This window comes from Streptomyces sp. NBC_00986, from assembly GCF_045162565.1.
Lineage (GTDB): Bacteria > Actinomycetota > Actinomycetes > Streptomycetales > Streptomycetaceae > Streptomyces.
In genome coordinates, this window is record NZ_CP108733.1 from 9,223,976 (window position 1) to 9,242,966 (window position 18,991).

At 70.3% G+C, this 18,991-nt stretch carries 18 protein-coding genes; 7 read left to right on the forward strand and 11 right to left on the reverse strand.

Translation table 11 applies throughout. From position 1 onward, the window contains the following. The first annotated feature begins 31 nt into the window (after positions 1–31). From OG504_RS41455 to mshC, 3 genes are all read left to right on the forward strand, one after another. Positions 32–622, forward strand: a complete 591-nt coding sequence (locus OG504_RS41455; protein ID WP_033283700.1) for a DUF3090 domain-containing protein — start codon at positions 32–34, stop codon at positions 620–622. Next, positions 586–1,404 carry an SCO1664 family protein gene (locus tag OG504_RS41460; protein ID WP_405994386.1) on the forward strand — a complete coding sequence of 273 codons (819 nt, stop codon included), beginning with the start codon at positions 586–588 and terminating at the stop codon, positions 1,402–1,404. Before OG504_RS41455 ends, OG504_RS41460 begins: the two co-directional genes overlap by 37 nt. A 95-nt stretch (positions 1,405–1,499) precedes the next feature. Then, positions 1,500–2,729 carry a cysteine--1-D-myo-inosityl 2-amino-2-deoxy-alpha-D-glucopyranoside ligase gene (mshC, locus tag OG504_RS41465; protein ID WP_405994387.1) on the forward strand — a complete coding sequence of 410 codons (1,230 nt, stop codon included), beginning with the start codon at positions 1,500–1,502 and terminating at the stop codon, positions 2,727–2,729. Positions 2,730–2,807: 78 nt separating this feature from the next. On the opposite strand, the gene OG504_RS41470 is transcribed toward mshC, so the two are convergent. From OG504_RS41470 to OG504_RS41505, 8 genes are all read right to left on the reverse strand, one after another. Continuing rightward, positions 2,808–3,809, reverse strand: coding sequence for a PAC2 family protein (locus OG504_RS41470; protein WP_405994388.1), 1,002 nt, complete (start codon positions 3,807–3,809; stop codon positions 2,808–2,810). Between the two features lie 198 nt (positions 3,810–4,007). Then, positions 4,008–4,679 carry a FadR/GntR family transcriptional regulator gene (locus OG504_RS41475; protein ID WP_366436166.1) on the reverse strand — a complete coding sequence of 224 codons (672 nt, stop codon included), beginning with the start codon at positions 4,677–4,679 and terminating at the stop codon, positions 4,008–4,010. Between the two features lie 85 nt (positions 4,680–4,764). Beyond that, positions 4,765–6,060 (reverse strand): amidohydrolase, encoded by a 1,296-nt coding sequence (locus tag OG504_RS41480; protein WP_405996569.1) that lies wholly within the window; start codon positions 6,058–6,060, stop codon positions 4,765–4,767. 5 nt (positions 6,061–6,065) lie between these two features. Then, entirely contained in the window at positions 6,066–6,824 is a 759-nt protein-coding gene (locus OG504_RS41485) for a nucleoside phosphorylase (protein WP_405994389.1), read from the reverse strand. Continuing rightward, positions 6,821–7,693, reverse strand: coding sequence for an ABC transporter permease (locus tag OG504_RS41490; protein WP_399193025.1), 873 nt, complete (start codon positions 7,691–7,693; stop codon positions 6,821–6,823). Before OG504_RS41490 ends, OG504_RS41485 begins: the two co-directional genes overlap by 4 nt. After that, on the reverse strand, positions 7,693–8,790 hold the full coding sequence (locus OG504_RS41495; RefSeq protein WP_405994390.1) for an ABC transporter permease: 1,098 nt from the start codon (positions 8,788–8,790) through the stop codon (positions 7,693–7,695). Before OG504_RS41495 ends, OG504_RS41490 begins: the two co-directional genes overlap by 1 nt. Position 8,791: 1 nt before the next feature. Further along, positions 8,792–10,315, reverse strand: coding sequence for an ABC transporter ATP-binding protein (locus OG504_RS41500; protein ID WP_405994391.1), 1,524 nt, complete (start codon positions 10,313–10,315; stop codon positions 8,792–8,794). Further along, entirely contained in the window at positions 10,296–11,348 is a 1,053-nt protein-coding gene (locus OG504_RS41505) for a BMP family ABC transporter substrate-binding protein (protein WP_405994392.1), read from the reverse strand. The genes OG504_RS41500 and OG504_RS41505 overlap by 20 nt, the downstream gene beginning before the upstream one ends. Positions 11,349–11,657: 309 nt before the next feature. On the opposite strand from OG504_RS41505, the gene mtnA reads away from it, so the two are divergent. Then, the gene (mtnA, locus tag OG504_RS41510; protein WP_405994393.1) at positions 11,658–12,689 is read left to right on the forward strand and encodes an S-methyl-5-thioribose-1-phosphate isomerase; all 1,032 of its coding nucleotides are present in this window, start codon (positions 11,658–11,660) and stop codon (positions 12,687–12,689) included. Between the two features lie 98 nt (positions 12,690–12,787). On the opposite strand, the gene mtnB is transcribed toward mtnA, so the two are convergent. Genes mtnB through OG504_RS41525 form a run of 3 tightly spaced genes read right to left on the reverse strand, consistent with a single transcriptional unit; the run spans position 12,788 to position 14,726 of the window. Then, positions 12,788–13,408 (reverse strand): methylthioribulose 1-phosphate dehydratase, encoded by a 621-nt coding sequence (mtnB, locus tag OG504_RS41515; protein ID WP_405994394.1) that lies wholly within the window; start codon positions 13,406–13,408, stop codon positions 12,788–12,790. Further along, positions 13,405–14,130, reverse strand: coding sequence for an acireductone synthase (mtnC, locus tag OG504_RS41520; RefSeq protein ID WP_405994395.1), 726 nt, complete (start codon positions 14,128–14,130; stop codon positions 13,405–13,407). Before mtnC ends, mtnB begins: the two co-directional genes overlap by 4 nt. Next, complete coding sequence (locus OG504_RS41525) at positions 14,127–14,726, reverse strand: 1,2-dihydroxy-3-keto-5-methylthiopentene dioxygenase (RefSeq protein ID WP_405994396.1); 600 nt, start codon at positions 14,724–14,726, stop codon at positions 14,127–14,129. Before OG504_RS41525 ends, mtnC begins: the two co-directional genes overlap by 4 nt. Before the next feature lie 562 nt (positions 14,727–15,288). Between OG504_RS41525 and OG504_RS41530 the strand changes: the two genes are divergently transcribed. From OG504_RS41530 to OG504_RS41540, 3 genes are read left to right on the forward strand one after another with little or no spacing between them, the layout of a single operon-like run. Further along, positions 15,289–16,386 (forward strand): substrate-binding domain-containing protein, encoded by a 1,098-nt coding sequence (locus tag OG504_RS41530; protein ID WP_405994397.1) that lies wholly within the window; start codon positions 15,289–15,291, stop codon positions 16,384–16,386. Then, positions 16,373–17,902, forward strand: a complete 1,530-nt coding sequence (locus OG504_RS41535; protein ID WP_405994398.1) for a sugar ABC transporter ATP-binding protein — start codon at positions 16,373–16,375, stop codon at positions 17,900–17,902. Before OG504_RS41530 ends, OG504_RS41535 begins: the two co-directional genes overlap by 14 nt. 25 nt (positions 17,903–17,927) lie before the next feature. Further along, positions 17,928–18,974 carry an ABC transporter permease gene (locus OG504_RS41540; protein ID WP_405994399.1) on the forward strand — a complete coding sequence of 349 codons (1,047 nt, stop codon included), beginning with the start codon at positions 17,928–17,930 and terminating at the stop codon, positions 18,972–18,974. Positions 18,975–18,991: the final 17 nt, after the last annotated feature.

The following is an 18,991-nucleotide window of genomic DNA, read 5'->3' on the forward strand; positions in this document are numbered from 1 at the left end:
TGTCAGCAGTCGATTCCAATGGAGACAGGACGTGTCCCGTCAGGTGTTCCTCTATGACCCGCCGGACCGCTTCGTAGCCGGCACGGTCGGACTGCCCGGGCGCCGTACGTTCTTCCTCCAGGCCGCCTCCGGTCCTCGGGTGACCAGCGTGGCCCTGGAGAAGACGCAGGTCGCCGCGCTCGCCGAGCGCATGGACGAGCTTCTGGACGAGGTCGTACGGCGCAGTGGCGGCAGCGCGGCCGTCCCGGCCGTCACCCCCACCGAGATCTCCGACACCCGCCCGCTGGAGACCCCCGTCGAGGAGGAGTTCCGCGTCGGCACCATGGCGCTCGCCTGGGACGGTGAGGAGCAGCGCATGATCGTCGAGGCGCAGGCCCTCGTCGAACTCGACGCCGACACCGACGAGGACCTCGCCGAGGCCGAGGAACGCCTCCTCCAGGACGAGGAGAACGGACCCCCGATGCTGCGGGTCCGCCTCACCGGAGCCCAGGCCCGCGCCTTCGCCAAGAGGGCCCTGGACGTCGTCAACGCCGGCCGTCCGCCCTGCCCGCTGTGCAGCCTCCCGCTCGACCCGGAAGGACACGTATGTCCGCGCCAGAACGGATACCGCCGCGGAGCGTGACCACGGCCGAGCTGTTGTCCAAGGGTGAGCTGAAGGTACGCGGACGCATCCGCGAGGCCTCGAACGCGGTGCTGTTCTGCTCCGTGACCTACGAGGGCCGCGAGGCGTCCTGCGTATACAAACCCGTGGCCGGGGAGCGCCCCCTGTGGGACTTCCCGGACGGCAACCTCGCCCGGCGCGAGGTCGCCGCCTACGAGGTCTCCGAGGCCACCGGCTGGGGCCTCGTGCCGACCACCGTGCTGCGCGACGGGCCGCACGGCGAGGGCATGTGCCAGCTGTGGATCGAGACGGCGGCCGAGTCCGAACTGCTCGCCCTGGTCGACGCCGAGGAGCCCGAGCCGGGCTGGAAGGCCATCGGCTTCGCCGAGGTCGGCGAGGGGGAAACGGCCCTCCTGGTACACGCAGACGACGAGCGGCTGCGCCGCCTCGCCGTCCTGGACGCCGTCATCAACAACGCGGACCGCAAGGGCGGCCATCTGCTGCCCGCCGACGAGGGACGCCTCTACGGCATCGACCACGGTGTCACCTTCAACGCCGAGAACAAGCTGCGCACCCTCCTGTGGGGCTGGGCGGGCGAGCCGCTCACTCCGGAGGCTGTCGACGTCCTCCAGGCGCTCAGGGAGGCGCTGAGGGACGGCGGCGGGCTCGCCGCGAAGCTCGCCGAGCTGATCACCGACGCAGAACTCGATGCCACGCGCGCGCGGGTCGACGCGATGCTGGCGGACGGGAAGCATCCCGAGCCGAGCGGGGAGTGGCCGGCCATTCCGTGGCCGCCGGTCTAGCAGCACGGGAACGGGAGGGCGCGCAAGACCGCCTCACCGGCCATACGGCCTGGTCCGGTTCGTAAACGGATTATCCGTCCGGTTACGCTCATGACATGTATGCCTGGCCCGCTTCTGAGGTCCCCGCCCTTCCCGGCAAGGGCCGCGACCTCCGGATCCACGACACCGCGACCGGCGGTCTGGTCACCCCTGACACCGGTCCCGTCGCCCGTATCTATGTCTGCGGCATCACGCCGTACGACGCCACCCACATGGGGCACGCGGCGACCTACAACGCGTTCGACCTCGTGCAGCGCGTGTGGCTCGACACCAAGCGCCAGGTCCACTACGTCCAGAACGTGACCGACGTCGACGACCCGCTCCTGGAGCGCGCCGTGCGCGACGGCGTCGACTGGGTCGCCCTCGCCGAGCAGGAGACCGCGCTCTTCCGCGAGGACATGACCGCCCTGCGCATGCTGCCCCCGAAGCACTACATCGGCGCGGTCGAGGCCATACCCGGCATCGTGCCGCTCGTCGAGCGCCTCAGGGACGCAGGTGCCGCCTACGAACTGGAGGGCGACACCTACTTCTCCGTCGGGTCCGACCCGAACTTCGGCAAGGTCTCCAACCTCGACGCGACCGCCATGCGCCTGCTGTCCGCCGAGCGCGGCGGCGACCCGGACCGCCCGGGCAAGAAGAACCCGCTCGACCCGATGCTCTGGATGGCCGCCCGCGAGGGCGAACCGAGCTGGGACGGCGGCTCGTTGGGCCGCGGGCGCCCCGGCTGGCACATCGAGTGCGTGGCCATCGCCCTGGACCACCTCGGCATGGGCTTCGACGTGCAGGGCGGCGGCTCCGACCTCGCCTTCCCGCACCACGAGATGGGCGCCTCGCACGCCCAGGTGCTGACCGGCGAGTTCCCCATGGCCAAGGCGTACGTCCACGCCGGCATGGTCGGCCTCGACGGCGAGAAGATGTCGAAGTCCCGGGGCAACCTCGTCTTCGTCTCCGCGCTGCGCCGCGAGGGCGTCGACCCGGCCGCCATCCGGCTCGCCCTGCTCGCCCACCACTACCGCTCCGACTGGGAGTGGACCGACCAGGTGCTCGCGGACGCGGTCGCCCGGCTCGGGCGCTGGCGTGCCGCCGTCTCGCGGCCCGACGGCCCCTCCGCCGTCACGGTCGTCGAGGAGATGCGCGAAGCCCTCGCGAACGACCTGGACGCCCCGGCCGCGCTCGCCGCGGTCGACCGGTGGGCGGCGCTCCAGCGGGACCGGGGCGGCAGCGACGAGGGCGCCCCCGGCGTCGTGTCCCGCGCCGTGGACGCCCTGTTGGGCGTGGCCCTCTAGCAACAGCCCACAGAACAGGGGCGGTTCCTCCCACCCGGGAGGAACCGCCCCTGTCTCACATCCTGTTGGCCTGCGGACTCACTCCTCGGAGGAGTCCTCGTCGTCCGCGTCGGCCTCCGGCTCCGTGTCCGGCTTCGCGGGTCTCGTCGGCTTCGCACGGCCGCCGGGGTTGTCCCGCAGATACGACGCGCTGTCGCTGCCGTCCGCCGTCGCGTGACCACCGGGCGGCGGGCTGCCACCGCCGTCACGCCTCCGCAGATAGCGCTCGAACTCGCGCGCGATCGCCTCGCCCGACGCCTCCGGCAGCTCCGCGGTGTCGCGGGCCTCCTCCAGCGTCTGCACGTACTCGGCGACCTCGCTGTCCTCGGCGGCCAGCTGGTCCACGCCCACCTGCCAGGCGCGCGCGTCCTCGGGCAGCTCGCCCAGCGGGATGCGCACGTCGATCAGGTCCTCCAAGCGGTTGAGCAGCGCCAGGGTGGCCTTCGGGTTGGGCGGCTGCGACACATAGTGCGGCACCGCGGCCCACAGCGACACGGCCGGTACGCCCGCGTGCGTGCACGCCTCCTGGAGGATGCCGACGATCCCGGTGGGACCCTCGTACTTGGTCTCCTCCAGGTCCATCCGCTGCGCCAGGTCCGAGTCCGAGGTGGTGCCGCTGATCGGCACCGGACGCGTGTGCGGGGTGTCACCGAGCAGCGCGCCCAGGATCACCACCAGCTCCACGCCCAACTCATGGGCGAAGCCCAGCAGTTCGTTGCAGAACGAGCGCCAGCGCATGGACGGTTCGATACCTCGGACGAGTACGAGGTCACGCGGCTTCTCGCCGCCGACCCGGACCACCGAGAGGCGCGTTGTCGGCCATGTGATCTTTCGCACGCCGGCGTCCATCCACACCGTGGGTCGGTTGACCTGGAAGTCGTAGTAGTCCTCGGCGTCCAGCGCCGCGAACACCTCGCCCTTCCACTCCCTGTCCAAGTGCGCGACCGCGGTGGAGGCGGCGTCGCCGGCGTCGTTCCAGCCCTCGAACGCGGCCACCATCACTGGGTCGATCAGCTCGGGAACCCCCTCCAGCTCGATCACCCAGCGCCTCCTTCCGATCTGCCCTCGCGTACGTCCCAACCTTACGGCGTCCGACGGGGGCGCCCGCAGCCCCCTTGCACGGGGGAGTGAACCCATGCCTGCCCCGTCCGGGACGGTCGAACACACAAGATCGCCATCCTGTGCAGACCCGTCCCGGCCGGTCACTCCTCCGATGGATCAGCGGGGCGCATCACTCGATCACAGGGTCGAACGCAGCCACTGCTCCACACTCGCGATGTGCACCGTCGCCCACGACCGCGCCGCCTCCGCGTCCCGGTCGCGCAGCGCGCCCAGGATCGCCCGGTGCTCGTGCAGCGTCCGGCTGACCGCATCTTCCTGCGTCAGACCGCGCCAGATCCGGGCCCGTGTGGTCGGCCCGGACAGACCGTCCAGGAGCGAGCACAGCACCGAGTTGCCGGAACTCTGCACGATGCCCCGGTGGAACTCCAGGTCGCACGCGACCAGTTCCTCCACCGAAGGGGCACCGCCCAGCGCGTCCAACTGGGCGCTCAGCGCGTCCAGTTGCTGCTCGCTGATCCGCAGCGCCGCCATCCCCGTGGCCGCCGGCTCCAGGATCCGTCGTACGGACAGGAATTCGAGGACCGTGTCGTCGCGGTGGAAGTCGACGACGAAACTCAGTGCCTCCAGCAGGAGTTGGGGATCGAGGCTCGTGACGTACGTGCCGTCGCCCTGCCGCACGTCCAGGATGCGGATCAGTGACAGGGCGCGCACGGCCTCCCGCAGGGAGTTGCGGGACAGGCCCAGTTCGGCGGCGAGTTCGCTCTCCTTGGGCAGCCGGTCCCCGGGACGCAGCGCGCCGGAGACGATCATTCCCTTGATTTTCTCGATCGCCTCATCGGTGACTGCCATGGCCGGCCTCTCTCTTGCTCAGACGTCCGATGTATCAGGTGCATTATGCGGGTTCAGCAGGCTGAACGGGAGGGAAATCCACAGCTCAGGCAAGTGCTTCGAGCTCCGCGAGCACGGCTTCCTCGTCCAGCGTGCCGAGTGTCCGGTTCCGCATCAGCACCCGCCCGTCCACCACCGTGTCCCGTACGTCCGCCGAGTGCGCCGCGTACGCGAGCGTCGACCACGGGTCGTGCAGCGGCCGCAGATGCGGCGCGTCCAGATCGAGCACGACGAGATCGGCCCGCTTCCCGGCCTCCAATGAACCCAGGCGATCACCCAGACCCAGCGCCCGCGCGCCCTCGATCGTCGCCATCCGTACGGCCTGTTCGGCGCCGACCGCCGTGGGGTCGCCGCCCGCCTTGTGCACGAGAGCCGCCTGCCGTACGGCGCCCAGCACGTCCAGCGTGTTGGAGCTGACGGCACCGTCCGTGCCCAGTCCGACGGTGACGCCCGCGCTCAACAGCCTTGGCACCGGCGCGATCCCGCAGCCCAACTTCAGGTTGGACACCGGGCAGTGGGCGACCGACGTGCCGGTGCGGGCCAGCGCCGCGATCTCCGGGCCGGTCAGGTCCACGGCGTGCGCGAGCAGCAGATCAGGACCGAGCAGCCCGAGCGAGTCGAGCAACTCCACCGGCCGCTTGCCGTACTTGACCTCGACGGTGGCGACCTCGGTCGGGTTCTCCGCCGCGTGGATGTGCAGCAGCGCCCCGAACTCCCGTGCCAGGGCGGCGATTTCGACCAGCTGGTCGGGCGCGAGGGTGTAGGTCGAGTGCGCGAACAGGACCGGCCGCAGACCGGGGCGTGCCTCGCCGCGCGCCGCCAAGTCCCGCCGCGCCCAGTCGAGTCGGTCCTCGTAGGCGATACGGTCCGGCGGTTCCGGTACGTCCATGAAGGTGGGCCCGGTGTGCAGCCGCCAGCCCGTCTCGCGGGCCGCCTGCTCGGCCGCCTCGTGGAACCAGTACATGTCGAGCGCCGAGGTCACCCCGGCCCGCACGCTCTCGGCCACCGCGAGCCGCACCGCCGCCGCCACGTTCTTCGGCGTCAGGAGCTCGGCCTCCCACTTCAACACCCGCTCCAGGAAGCCCTGGAGAGTCACGTCGTCGGCCCGGCCGCGCAGCAGCGTCATCGCGAGATGCGTGTGCGTGTTGATCAGCCCGGGCAGCACGAGACAGCCCGACGCGTCAATGGACTCCGCCGCTGTGAACCGAGTTGTCAGCTCCTCGGCCGGTCCTACGGCGACGATCTCGCCCTCGTGGACGGCAACTGCCCCGTCTCGTACGACCGTTCCGGCCTCGTCGACGGTGAGGACGTCACCGCCGTACACCAACAGGTCGATGCTCAAGGTGCTCACGCCGTCAACTCCTCGGCCTCCGCGAGCAGCCGGAGCGCCTCCAGCGAGACGACCGCGCCCCGCTCGACGCCCGCCGCGACGACCTCCCGGTGCGGGTCGTACCCGCCGGTGGTCTCCGCGTCGACGAGTTCATCGGCGTTGGCGCCGTCGATGACGAGCACCCCGCCCGCGACAAGACCGCGCAGCGAGGCCGTCACCAGCAGCGCCGACAGCTCCATCTCGATCGCCGAGAGCCCGGCGCCGTCGTAGGAGAAGAGGGGGAGGAGGCCGGGCTGGAAGGCCGCGCGGGTCCAGACGATGCCGCGGTGGTGCGGGGCGTCGGCCTCGCGGGCCGCGCGCTGGAGGGCGAAGACGGCCTCGGGGGAGGAGACGGCCGGGTACTCCGGGGGGAGGAGTTGCTGGGTGACGCCGTCGTCCCGTACGGCCGCTTCGGCGATCACGAGGTCGCCGTCGCCGATGCCGGGCTTCATCGCGCCCGCCGTGCCGAAGCGCAGGAAGGTGCGGACCCCCGCGTCCGCCAGTTCCTGGAACAGCAGGATCGCGCCGGGTCCGCCCACTCCGTGCGAGGCGACGGTGACCGGCAGGCCCTTCCAACTCCCGCTGAACACACGGTATTCGCGGTGGTACGACACCTCCTCGGCACCGTCGAGCAGCGCGGCGACGGCGGCGGCGCGCGCCGGGTCGCCGACGACGACCGCGCGCGCCGGAAGTCCGGTGCGTGGTATGCGGGAGATGGGCAGCAGGTCCTGCGTCATGTGGTGGCTCCGGAAGGGGAGTTGGCGGTACGGCGACGGCGGCGGGCCGTCGAGAGGAAGAGGGCGACGAGCGTCACGACGTACGGCGCGGCGTCGGTGGCCTGTTGGGGCAGGCCGACGCCCTGGAGGCGGAAGCCGGCGGCCTCGGCGAGACCGAAGAGCAGCGCGGCGAGCAGCACACCGACGGGTGCCGCGCGGCCGAGCATGACCGCGACGACCGCGATCCAGCCCCGGCCGGCCGTCATGTTCTCGGAGAACAACGTGACGTTGCCGAGCGCGAGTTGGGCCCCCGCGAGCCCGCACAGGACACCGGAGATCAGCACGGCCGCGTACTTGTACTTCGCCGGGCTCACCCCGAGCGTGGCTGCCGCGTCCGGTGCCTCGCCGACCCCGCGCAGCCGCAGCCCCCACGCATGCCGGGACAGCATCAGCGCGGCCACCGCGACCGCGACGAACGCCAGATACGCGAGCGGGGTGAAGCCACCGACCAACGGGAGCCCGGCAAGTGACGGATCGTCGAAAGTGCCCTGCACACCGAAGACCGTACGCAGCAGGAAGCTGGTCAGGCCAACTGCCAGGAGATTCATGGCGATTCCGAGAACGACCGCGTCCCCGCGCAGAGTTACCGCGCCGACGGCCAGGATGAGCGAGTACGCGGCTGCCGCGAGGGCGGCGGCGAGTACGCCGAGCCAGGCGCTGCCCGTGAACCAACTCGTGGCCACCGACGTGAAGCAGCCCATCAGCATCATGCCTTCGAGGCCGATGTTGAAGACGCCCGCCCGCTCGCACAGGGCACCGCCGAGTGCGGCCAGCAGGATCGGGGTCAGCGCGCGCAGCGCCGACATCAGCAGATCGGAGTCGAAGAACATCACGTGGCCCCGATCTTCTGAGAGGTTTCCGGAGAGCCCTCGTGCGGGTTTTCCTGGGAACGTCTCCTGAACCACCCACTGGGGAAGCGCAGTCGGGCCGCCAGGAACACGATCACGATGGCCTGCAGCACCTGCGTCAGCTCGCGCGGCACCTCGGTCGTCCGCTCCATCGCCAGACCGCCGACCGCGAGGACGGCGAAGAAGAAGGAAGCGATGACTGTGCCGAGGGGTGCTGCGGCGGCGAGCAGGGCGGCCGTAAGTCCCGTCCAGGTGTAGCCGGGTGCGGTGAGCGAGCCGTCGACGAAGCGGTACGGGAAGCTCAACACCCCTATGGCGCCCACGAGTCCGGCGAGCGCACCCGAGACGGACATCAACTTGAGGGTGAGGCCCCGGCGTTCGACGCCCGCGTAGGCGGCGAAGCGGGAGTTGAGGCCGGTCATGCGGATCTCGTAGCCGAACGCCGTGCGCTTGTCGGTGAACCAGTAGGCGGCTGCCGCGAGGACGACGAGGACGAGCCCGATGGTGACCGTCGAGTCGCCGAACGCGGGCAGTGCCACGCCGTCCGGCATCGCCCGGGTCTGGGGGAGGCTGGAGCCGGGTTCCTTGAGTGGATAACGCGCGAGGTAGGAAGCCAGGGACACCGCCGGGTAGCTCAGCAGCAGGCTGCTGACCAGCAGCGGGACGCCGAGGCGGTTCTCGCACAGGGCGGCCAGAGCGGCGTATGCGGCGCCTGCCGCCATCCCCGCGAGCAGCGCGAGTACGACGGTGATCGGGGCGGGTAGCGGGGAGTACAGACCGGTCACGGCCGCCGTGATGCCGCCGAGGACCATCTGTCCGTCGCCGCCGAGGTTGATCAGCCCGGCCCGCAACGGGATCGCCAGCGCGAGCGCCATGCCGAGCACGCTGGTGCCGGTGCTCAGCGTGGAGCCGATGCCGTCCGCGCCGAGCGAGCCGGTGAGGACGGCGCCGTACGCCGTGAACGGGTCCGCGCCGGTGCCGACGAGGAACAGGGCGCCGATGACCAGGCCCGCGAGCACGGAGAAGGTGATGGGGGAGCGCAACACCCCTGATATGCGCGGTATCTGAGTGTGCGTCATGTCAGTCGACGGCCTCCGTCGGCGCTACGGCCCCGCCCGCCATGGCGAGTCCCAGTGCCCGTTCGTCCGCCTCGTCCTTCGTGTACGTCGCTGTGACCCGGCCCTCGTACATGACCAGGACCCGGTCCGCGAGGCCCCGGATCTCGCTCAGTTCGGCGGAGACGAGGAGGACGGCGTGACCGGCGTCGCGGTAGGCGACGATCTGGTCGTGGATGTTCTGGATGGCGCCGATGTCGACCCCGCGCGTGGGCTGCTCGACGAGCAACAGCGGTGCCTCGTGGGCGAGTTCGCGGCCGATCAGCAGTTTCTGCAGATTGCCGCCGGACAGCGCGGAGGCGGGCACCTCGGGGGTGGCCGCCTTGATGCCGAAGCGCTCGATCAGCCGCCCGGCGTGGGCGCGTACGGCCGCGGGCGGCAGAAGTCCCTTGGTGGACAGGGACGTTCGATGGTGGCCCATCGCGAGGTTGTCAGCGACGGAGGCCGCCGGTGCCGTACCGACCGCGTGCCGGTCCTCGGGGACGTAGGCGAGGCCCCGCGCACGACGCTCGGTGGCCGAGGCGTGCGTGATGTCCTGCCCCTTGAGACCGACCCGACCGGAGATGACCGGCCGTAGCCCGGCCAGGGCCTCGATCAGCTCGCTCTGACCGTTGCCGGCGACGCCCGCGATGCCGACGATCTCTCCGGCGTGGACAGTGAGTCCCACATCGTGGACGGCGTCCGTGGTGAGGTCTCTCACGTCCAGGACCACGTCACCGGGTGTCCCGGGCGCGTGGACGCGGTCCAGCTCGACCGCGCGGCCGGTCATCGCGGCGGCGATCTCGTCGGCGGAGGTGTCCGCGGTGACGAGGCGGGCGACCACCCGGCCGTCCCGCAGGACGGTGACGTTGTCGCTGCCTTCGAGGACCTCGCGCAGCTTATGGGTGACAAGGATCACCGTACGGCCTTGCGCGGCGAGCGACTTGAGGACGGCGAACAGGGCGTCCGCCTCGGCCGGGGTGAGCACGGCGGTCGGCTCGTCGAGGATGAGGGTGCGGGCACCTCGGTGCAGCAGCTTCAGGATCTCCACGCGCTGGCGCAGCCCGACCGGCAGGTCGCCGACCCGGGCGTCCGGGTCGACGGCGAGCCCGTGCTCCTCCGCCAGCTCCCGCACCCGGCGGCGGGCCGCGGCCCGGTCCACCAGGCCGAAGCGGCGCGGCTCGGCGGCGTAGACGACGTTCTCGGCGACCGTCAGCGAGTCGAACAGCTTGAAGCTCTGGTGGACCATGCCGAGCCCCGCGGCCATCGCCGCGCTCGGGTCGCCGAACGCGACCTCGCGTCCGTCGATCCGGATGGACCCGGCGTCGGCGCGCTCCATGCCGTAGACGATCGACATGAGGGTGGACTTGCCGGCGCCGTTCTCGCCCATGAGGGCGTGGATCTCGCCGCGCTGGACGGTCAGGTCGACGGAGTCGTTGGCGAGCGTGCCGGGAAACCGCTTGGTGATGCCCCGGAGCTCGACCGCCGGCTCAACTGGCGGCCGGGTCATCGACCTTGAGCTTTCCGGAGACGATCTGGTCGCGCAGCGCCTTGACCTTCGTGAGGACGTCCTTGTGCTCGGCGATCACGCACTTCGACGAGTCGACGCCCGCCTCAAGGCCGGTCAGGCTGATGCCGCCCTCCTTCAGGCCGTACGACACCGAGGTGCCGGTCTTGCCCGCGAGGACCTGCTCGACGCCCTTCTCCACGGCGACGTCCGTCTTCTTGATCACGTTGTCGACGACCGTGCCGGGGGAGGAGACGCACTGGTTGACGTCGACGCCGTACGCGAACGCGCCCTTGGCCTTCGCGGCCTCGAAGACGCCGTAGTTACCGGCCGCCGCGGCCGCCATGATCTGGTCGGTGCCCTTGGAGAGAAGGGAGTTGGCCTGCTCCTTGGCGCGCGCCGAGTCGTCGAACGGGGACTGGCCGCCGACGAAGCGCGTCGACGCGGACGTCTTGGCGGCGACCTTCTTGGCACCGGCCGCGAACGGGTCGCTGTAGCGCCGGAATTGGGGCGTGTCGAGCACGTCCACCGCGCCGACCTTGCCGCTCTTGCTGAGCAACCCGGCCTCGGCGCCCGCGAGATAGACACCCTCGTGCTCACGGAACACCGCGCACGTCACGTTCTTGAACGTCTTCGTCGTGCACGCGTCGATCATCAGGAACTGCTGCTTCGGGTGCGCCTTCGCCTGCTGCGCCACGAGGTCCGCGAACTCGAAGCCGACCAGCACGATCACGCTCGGGCTCGCGTCCACGGCGGCCTGCACGTTCTGCTGCTGGGACGCGGTGTCCGTCGACTCGTAGACCTTCTCGGTCCCGTCGTGCGTCTTCGCGGCGGCCTTGACGCCCGTGACGGCGAGCTTCAGGAATTCGTTCTGCCCGACCGCGTCCGGCGTGACCAGCGTGAACGACTTCCCGCTGCCGCCGCTCGCGCTGTCCGAGGCGTCGCTCTTCGCGGCGGCGTTGCAGGCGGTGGCGGCGGTGACCATGAGCGTGGTGGCGGCGACGAGCTGCAGGGTGCGACGTGATCTGCGGAGCATGGGGACCTTCCGGGGTACGGCAAGGCGCGCTCCGGCGGGAGCGCGTGCGACCAGATGGTGAGACGGGACAAGACGAGGGGTGGACGCGAGAGGGACAGGTCAGCGTCGACAGCAGTCGCTCGCGCAGCGGCCGTGATCGAGGAAACGGCGCACGGTGAGCAGCACACGTCCTCCTTCGTCTCGGCCTTCGGGCTGCGGGTGCTGGACTTTAACATTCGTTTTGAGACACCCGCTCGACTGTCTCGAACTGTGGTTCTTCCAGGTCATGTACGGTGACCGACACCATCGGAACAGCAGGAGTGTCCCGTTATGTCCCAGGAATTGCGCGCGGTCGACTGGACCGGAACCGGTCTCGCACTCATCGACCAGACCCTGCTCCCGCATCGCAACGAGACGGTGGCTGTCCACGATGTGGACACGCTGGTCGACGCGATCCAGCGCCTCGTGGTGCGCGGAGCACCCGCGATCGGCGCGGCGGGCGCGTACGGCGTGGCGATCGCGCTCATCGAGGGCGAGCGGAAGGGCTGGACCGAGGCTGAGACGCGCGCAGCCGTCGCCCGCGTCCGCGAGGCCCGCCCCACCGCGGTCAACCTCATGGTGTGCGTGGACCGGGTCATGACCCGCTTCGACGAGGGCCTGGACGCGGTGTTGGAAGAAGCCGCCGCAGTCCAGCGCGAGGACGTCGCCGCCAACCGCGCGATGGGCGCGTTCGGCGCCGACTGGCTGGTCCAAAAGGTGGGCGTGGACCGGCCGTTGAGGCTTCTGACGCACTGCAACACGGGCGCGCTGGCCACGGCCGGCTGGGGCACCGCACTCGGCGTCATCCGCGAACTGCACGCGCGCGGACTGGTGGAGGTCGTCTACGCCGACGAGACGCGCCCCCTGCTCCAGGGATCACGCCTGACCGCCTGGGAGTTGGTCCAGGAAGGCATCCCGCACTACGTCCAGGCCGACGGCGCCGCCGCCGGCACCATCCTGCGCGGAGAGGTCGACGCGGCCATCGTCGGAGCGGACCGCATCGCAGCGAACGGCGACACGGCGAACAAGGTCGGCACGGTCGGCGTCGCCCTGGCCTGCGCCGACGCGGGCATCCCGTTCCTGGTGGCGGCCCCGACGACCACGGTCGACCTCTCGACGGAGACCGGCGACGACATCCACATCGAACTCCGGGGCGAGGCCGAGGTGTTGGAGTGGTCGGGAGTGCGTACGGCTCCCGCCGAATCACGGGGCCACAACCCCGCCTTCGACGTGACCCCGGGCCGCCTGGTGACCGGACTGGTCACGGAACGGGGCGTGTTGGAGGTCTCGGCAGGCGAACTCCCAGGCGATCGCCTGAAGTAGCGGCGAGTGTGAAGCACGGCCAAGCCCCCGCGCCCTGTTTTTTGTCTTTTAGGGGCGCGGGGAACTGCGCGACCAGCCCCCACCGGCGCGCGCTTTGACTACCGAGCTTCCCGCGGAGTGCTCAACTCCAACTCCAGCAACCACTCGACCACTTCGGTGTGATGCCGCGCCTGCCTCGCATCGGCACCCCACACATACAACCCATGCCCGGCGACAACAACGGCAGGCATCCGAGGATCCCGAGCCGCCTCCAGCCGATCCCCGAGCACCTTCATGTCCTGGCTGTTGGCGATGACAGGCAACGTCACCTCGACATCATGCGCAGGCTGCCCAACACCCTTGAGCATCTCGACATCCTTGAACACGATCCCGCCCGGCTCCCGCCGCCCCATGGCAACAGACGCAACGGTATGCACATGGACGACGGCACCCGCTCCGGTCAACGCGGCAACACGGGCGTGCAGTTCGGCCTCGGCAGACGGCTTCCCACCCCGCACGGCCGCACCCTCGGCGTCCACCAACACCACGTCGTCCGCGGTTAGTTCACCCTTGTCGTGCCCGCTGGCCGTCACCGCCAGCCGCAGGGGATCCCGGCCCACGACGACGGACAGGTTGCCGGAGGTCCCCCTCATCCAGCCGAACGAGGCGAACCGCGCGGACTCGGCGGCGAGTTGAGCCCCCGCCTCCTTCAGGTCGAGGTCACTGATCTCGGTGGTCACGTGGTGCTCCTTGAACTGGTGATGCCGATCTCGTCGAACGCCCCCGCCTGCGCGTGGTCGCCGACGCCTTGCTCGAAATACGGTTCGCCCGGCCGCCGTACACCCACCGCGTGCCACCCCGCGGCCACGGCCGCGTCCAACTCGCCGGGCCGGTCGGAGAGGAAGAGCAGCCGGGACGGCTCGACGCCGGTCGCCTCCGCGATACGGCGGTACGACTCCGGCTCCTGCTTGGGGCCGGCGTTCTCCGTGTCGTAGAGACCGGAGACCAGCGGCAGGAGGTCGCCCTCCGGGCTGGACGTGAACCACGCGCGCTGCGCGGCCACCGAGCCGGACGAGTAGACGTACAGCCGCAGGCCCGTCGTGTGCCAGGTGCGCAGGGCCGGTACGACGTCGTCGTAGAAGTGCGAGACGAGGTCGCCGCGGGCGAAGCCCTCGGACCAGATGATGCCCTGGAGGGTCTTGAGCGGCGTGGCCTTGCGGTCCTCGTCCAACCAGGTGTTGAGCGTTTTCTCGATCTGTACGGCGTCGGCGTCCGGGTCGCCCGTCAGCTCGCGGACCTGGGCGATCGCCCGGGCCACGGCGGGATCGTCGGCCCGCTCGGCGAGCAGCGCGGCGAAGCGCGAGCGCGAGTACGGGTACAGGACGTCGACGACGAAACCCGTGGCGCTCGTGGTGCCCTCGATGTCGAGCACCACGGCGTCCACGGTGAACTGCAAGGTCACGCGGCGGCCTTGTCCTGCTGGAAGCCCGCGTCGATCGTGTCGTAGTCGGGGAAGCGCGAGGCGATGGTCGAGCCGGTGAAGTTGCCGACCCAGCCGTCCTCCTCGTGGAAGAAGCGGATCGCGGTGAAGGCGGGCTTCGTGCCCATGTCGAACCAGTGGGTGGTGCCGCGCGGCACGCCCAGCAGGTCGCCCTTCTCGCAGTAGACGGCGTGCACTTCGCCGTTGACGTGCAGGTAGAAGATGCCGGAGCCGGAGACGAAGAAGCGGACCTCGTCATCGTCGTCGTGCGTGTGCTCCTGGAGGAACTTCGCGCGGGCGCCGGCCGCCTTCGCCGGGTACTCGGGGTCGTCGCTGGGGTGCAGGCCCAGGACGTCGACGGTGGTGAAGCCCTCCTCGGCGTTCAGCTTGTCGATCTCCGGGCCGTAGGCGGCGAAGACGGTGTCGCTGTCGGCGTCGGCCGGGACGTCCTCGCGGATCGGCCACTGCTCGTAGCGGACGCCGATGGGGGCGAGCGCGGCGGCGATCTCGACGGGGTCGGCGGTGCGGCGCACGAGGGTCTCCGGGCCGGACTCGGACCAGGTGGTGAGCAGCGTCATGGGAACAACTCCGAAAAGTGGGAGGGATGTCCGGATGCTGGGACGAGCACCGGACGGGTGGGGGAGGAGAAGTCGGGGGCGGCGAGCGACGGCGGCGGACAGCTGGTCAGCCCGGACACCGTGCGTCGGGACAGCACCGTGTGCAGCTCATGGGCGGTGTCGTCGCGCGGGGTGTCGTCATCGGGGCCTCACTGTGCCGGGTCGGGAGCCGGTCCCGTGATGGTAACCGCCGTCGGTGAACGGGCCGGATGTGACGTAGTCGTTGTCTCACCTGCTGAGAAACCGCTTCCATGCCTTTGACCAATGGCCGAAAACATTCTCATGATCTCCCTATGAAGACGCTGCTGCTCGTGCGGCGGCTGTACGTGGACTTGCTCCGGTCGACCACAGCCAGCTGTCGCTGACCACACCCGGAGCCCGACGCGCCCCGCTCTCTCGGAGTGCTCGCCGCCTGTCCACTATGCGTACGGTGGCGCGTTCCCATCCCCGGCTCCGGGTCAAGCACTCCCTTCCTTCACTCCCTCTGCACCACCCTGCACCTCCCCGCACCTGGAGCCCCCTGATGTCCCGTACCCGCGTCCCCCTCGCCGCGCTCTCGCTGGCCTCCGTCTCCGCCCTCCTCCTGGCGGGCTGCTCGCAGTCCACGGACGCCTCGAAGAGCAGCGACGACACCGCGGCCTCGGCCTCGGCCGCCACGGGCAAGAAGCCGGCCCCCTTCAGCAAGGGCACGGTCAAGGTGGCGCTGGTGCGGCAGAGCGGCGCCGGCGACTACTTCGAGCAGTGGGGCAACGGCGCGAAGGCGCAGGCCAAGGCCCTCGGCATCGACCTGACCGTGTACGACGCGCAGGCCGACAACGCCAAGCAGGCCACCGACCTGTCCTCGGCGATCAACTCCGGCGCGCAGGCGATCATCGTCGACCACGGCTTCCCCTCGACGATCCAGCCCGAGATCGACCAGGCCGTGAAGAAGGGCATCAAGGTCGTCGTCTACGACGTCGACCAGACCAACAAGTCCGTGGTCAGCACCGAGCAGGACGACGCGAGCATGGCGAAGGCCGTCCTCGACGTGATGGCCAAGACGGTCGGCAAGAACGCCAAGGTCGGTTACGTCAACGTCGCCGGTTACGCGGCTCTCGACAAGCGCAACTCCGTCTGGAAGACCGCGGTCGACGCCAACGGCTGGAAGCAGCAGTTCAAGGTCGGCAAGGTCACCGACTCCACGGCCACGGACAACGTTCCCCTGGTCTCCGCCGCGCTGACCCAACACTCCGACGTGGCGGGCGTGTTCGCCCCCTACGACGAGCTCGCCAAGGGCACCGTCCTCGCCGTGCAGAACAAGAAGCTGCAGAGCAAGGTGAAGGTCTTCGGCGCGGACGTCTCCAACGCCGACATCCAGAACATGACCGCCGCGAACAGCCCGTGGGTCGCCACGGCCGGCACCGACCCGTCGGCGGTCGGCGCGGCCGTCGTCCGTACGGCGGCCCTTGAACTCGCGGGCCAGTTGAACAAGACCACCGTCGACTTCCCGGCCGTCGCCATCACCCAGGACTTCCTGCGCAAGAACAAGATCGCGAACATGGACCAGCTGCGCGCGGCCCTGCCCGCCCTGAACCTCTCCAAGGTGAGCACCGCGGACTGGATCCCCAATGTCGCCCACTGATACGGGAGTTGACGCGGCGGTCTCGCTCCGCGACGTCAGCATGGCCTTCGCCGGCAAGACGGTACTGGCCTCCGTCTCCCTCGACATCGCACCGGGCAGCGTGGTCGCGCTGCTCGGCGCCAACGGCGCGGGCAAGTCCACGCTGATCAAGATCCTGTCGGGCGTGCACACGGACCACGGCGGGGAGGTGCGGGTCGCAGGGGAACCCGCAGCTCTCCAATCCCCGTCGGCCGCCCGGCAGTTGGGCATCCAGACGGTCCATCAGCGGATCGGCGAGGGCATCGTGCCCGGTCTCACGGTCGCCGAGAACCTGGTCTTCGAGGAGCTGGCCCAGCGCCGCGGCAACCCGTTCCTCAACGGCCGCCGCATCCTGGCCCGCGCCCGCGAGATCCAGGATGCGCTCGGACTCGACTGGAGCGACGCCGTGTTGCGCCGCGACGTCACCGAACTGGGCATTTCCGACCGCCAGTTGCTCATCCTGGCCCGCGCCCTCGCCACCCGCCCCCGGCTGCTCATCCTCGACGAACCGACCTCCGCGCTCTCCGCCGCCGAGGCCGAGCGGCTCTTCGCCCTCGTCGAGAAGATGCGCGACGACGGCATCGCGGTCCTCTACGTCTCCCACCGTCTCGGCGAGATCGACGCCCTCGCCGACCGCCTGGTCGTCCTTCGGGACGGCGGTCTCACCGACGACCAGGTCAAGCCCTTCGACTGGGACAGCGCCCTGCGCGCGATGCTCGCCCAGGCCCACGAGGCGACCAGCGCCCGCCCGCAGCGCAGCGGCGACCACGGCGACGTCGTCCTCGCCCTGCACGGCGTCCACCTCTTCGAGGGCCGCGCACCCCTCGACCTGGACCTCCGCGCCGGTGAAGTCACCGGCGTCGTAGGCCTGTTGGGCGCCGGCAAGACGGAACTGGCCCGCGGCCTGTTCGGCGCCGAGCCCTTCCCCACCGGCAAGGTCGAACTCGACGGCAAGCCGTACGCGCCCCGCCGCCCGTCCGACGCCATCCGTGCCGGCGTCCACCTCGTCCCCGAGGACCGTCATGCCGACGCGCTCGTCGCCGGCTGGTCGGTGGCCCAGAACATCTCGCTGCCGTTCCTCAAGTCCCTGTCCCGGGCGGGGCTGGTGAACACGACGAAGGAAGACGCCCTCGGCCGCGAGACGATCGACGCCCTCGGTGTCGTGGCCCGCGACGAACACAGCACGGTCGAGGAGCTCTCCGGCGGCAACCAGCAGAAGGTCGTCGTCGGCCGCTGGCTCGCGGAGACACCCCGTGTCCTCATCCTGGACGAACCGTTCCGAGGTGTGGACATCGGCGCACGACGCGACATCGGCCGCCGGGCGCGCGGGCTGGCCGCCGAGGGCGCCGCCGTCCTCGTCCTCTCCGCCGACGTGGACGAGGTCCTGGAGATCGCCGACCGGGTCGTCGTGCTGGCGGCCGGCGAGGTCCACCTCGACGCGTACGGCGAAGACGCGGAACGCGACCGCGTGATCCAGACCATCTCGGCGTCCGTGTGATGCCGGCCCCTTCAGGAAGCACCCGATGACCACCACCCAGAGCTCCGAGGCCACACCGAAGGCACTGGCCCCGCCCGCCGTCTCCACCGCCGTGCTCGTCCAGAACGCCGTCATCAAGTACGGCTTCATCTTCGTCACGGTCGCGCTCTTCCTGTACTTCGCGCTGAGCGAGGGCTCCTTCCGGGAGTCGGCGACCATGCTCGACACCCTCCGGTACGTCTCCGTCGCCGCGATCCTCGGCCTCGGCGTCACCCTCACCATGGCCGTCGGCGGGATGGACATGTCCGTCGGCGCGGTCGCCGGGCTCGGGGTCACCGTCGCCGCGAAGACGATGGTGACGTACAACCAGGTCGGCACGGTCGCGATCCTCGCCGTGATCGCGGCGGGCGCGCTCGCCGGACTGCTGAACGCCCTGCTCATCGTCGTGATGAAGATCCCGGACATGCTCGCCACGCTCGGCACCATGTTCGTCATCCAGGGCACCAAACTCATCCTGGTCGACGGTCAGTCCATCTCCGCCGGCATGACCGAGTCGGACGGCAGCACCGCCCCCGGCAAGTTCACCGACGGCTTCCTGCGCATCGACCGGGGCACGCTCCTCGGCATCCCCATCTCCGTGCTGATCTTCGGCGCGCTGACCGTCGTGGCGTGGGTCTTCCTGGCCCGCACCCGCTGGGGCCGCATCCTGTACGCGATCGGCGCCAACCCCGAGGCCTCCCGCCTGGCGGGCATCCGCGTCGGCGCGTACCGGGCCCTCGCCTACGTCCTCTCCGGCGTCCTCGCCTCCATCGGCGGCCTGATCCTGGCATCCCGCATCGGGCAGGGTGACGTGTCCGCCGGTACGTCGCAGTTGCTGGAAGCGGTCGCCGTCGCGCTGGTCGGCACGTCGGTCCTCGGCCGGGGGCGCCCGAACGTCTGGGGCACAGCCCTCGGCGCGGTACTGATCGGCATCATCACCACCGGTCTGACCATCAAGGGCCTGCCGTACTACACCCAGGACGTCGTCGAGGGCGCGGTCCTCATCCTCGCCCTGGTCTTCAGCTTCACCCTGTCCAAGCGCCGCACCGCATAAGGAAGTTCGAGGAGTTC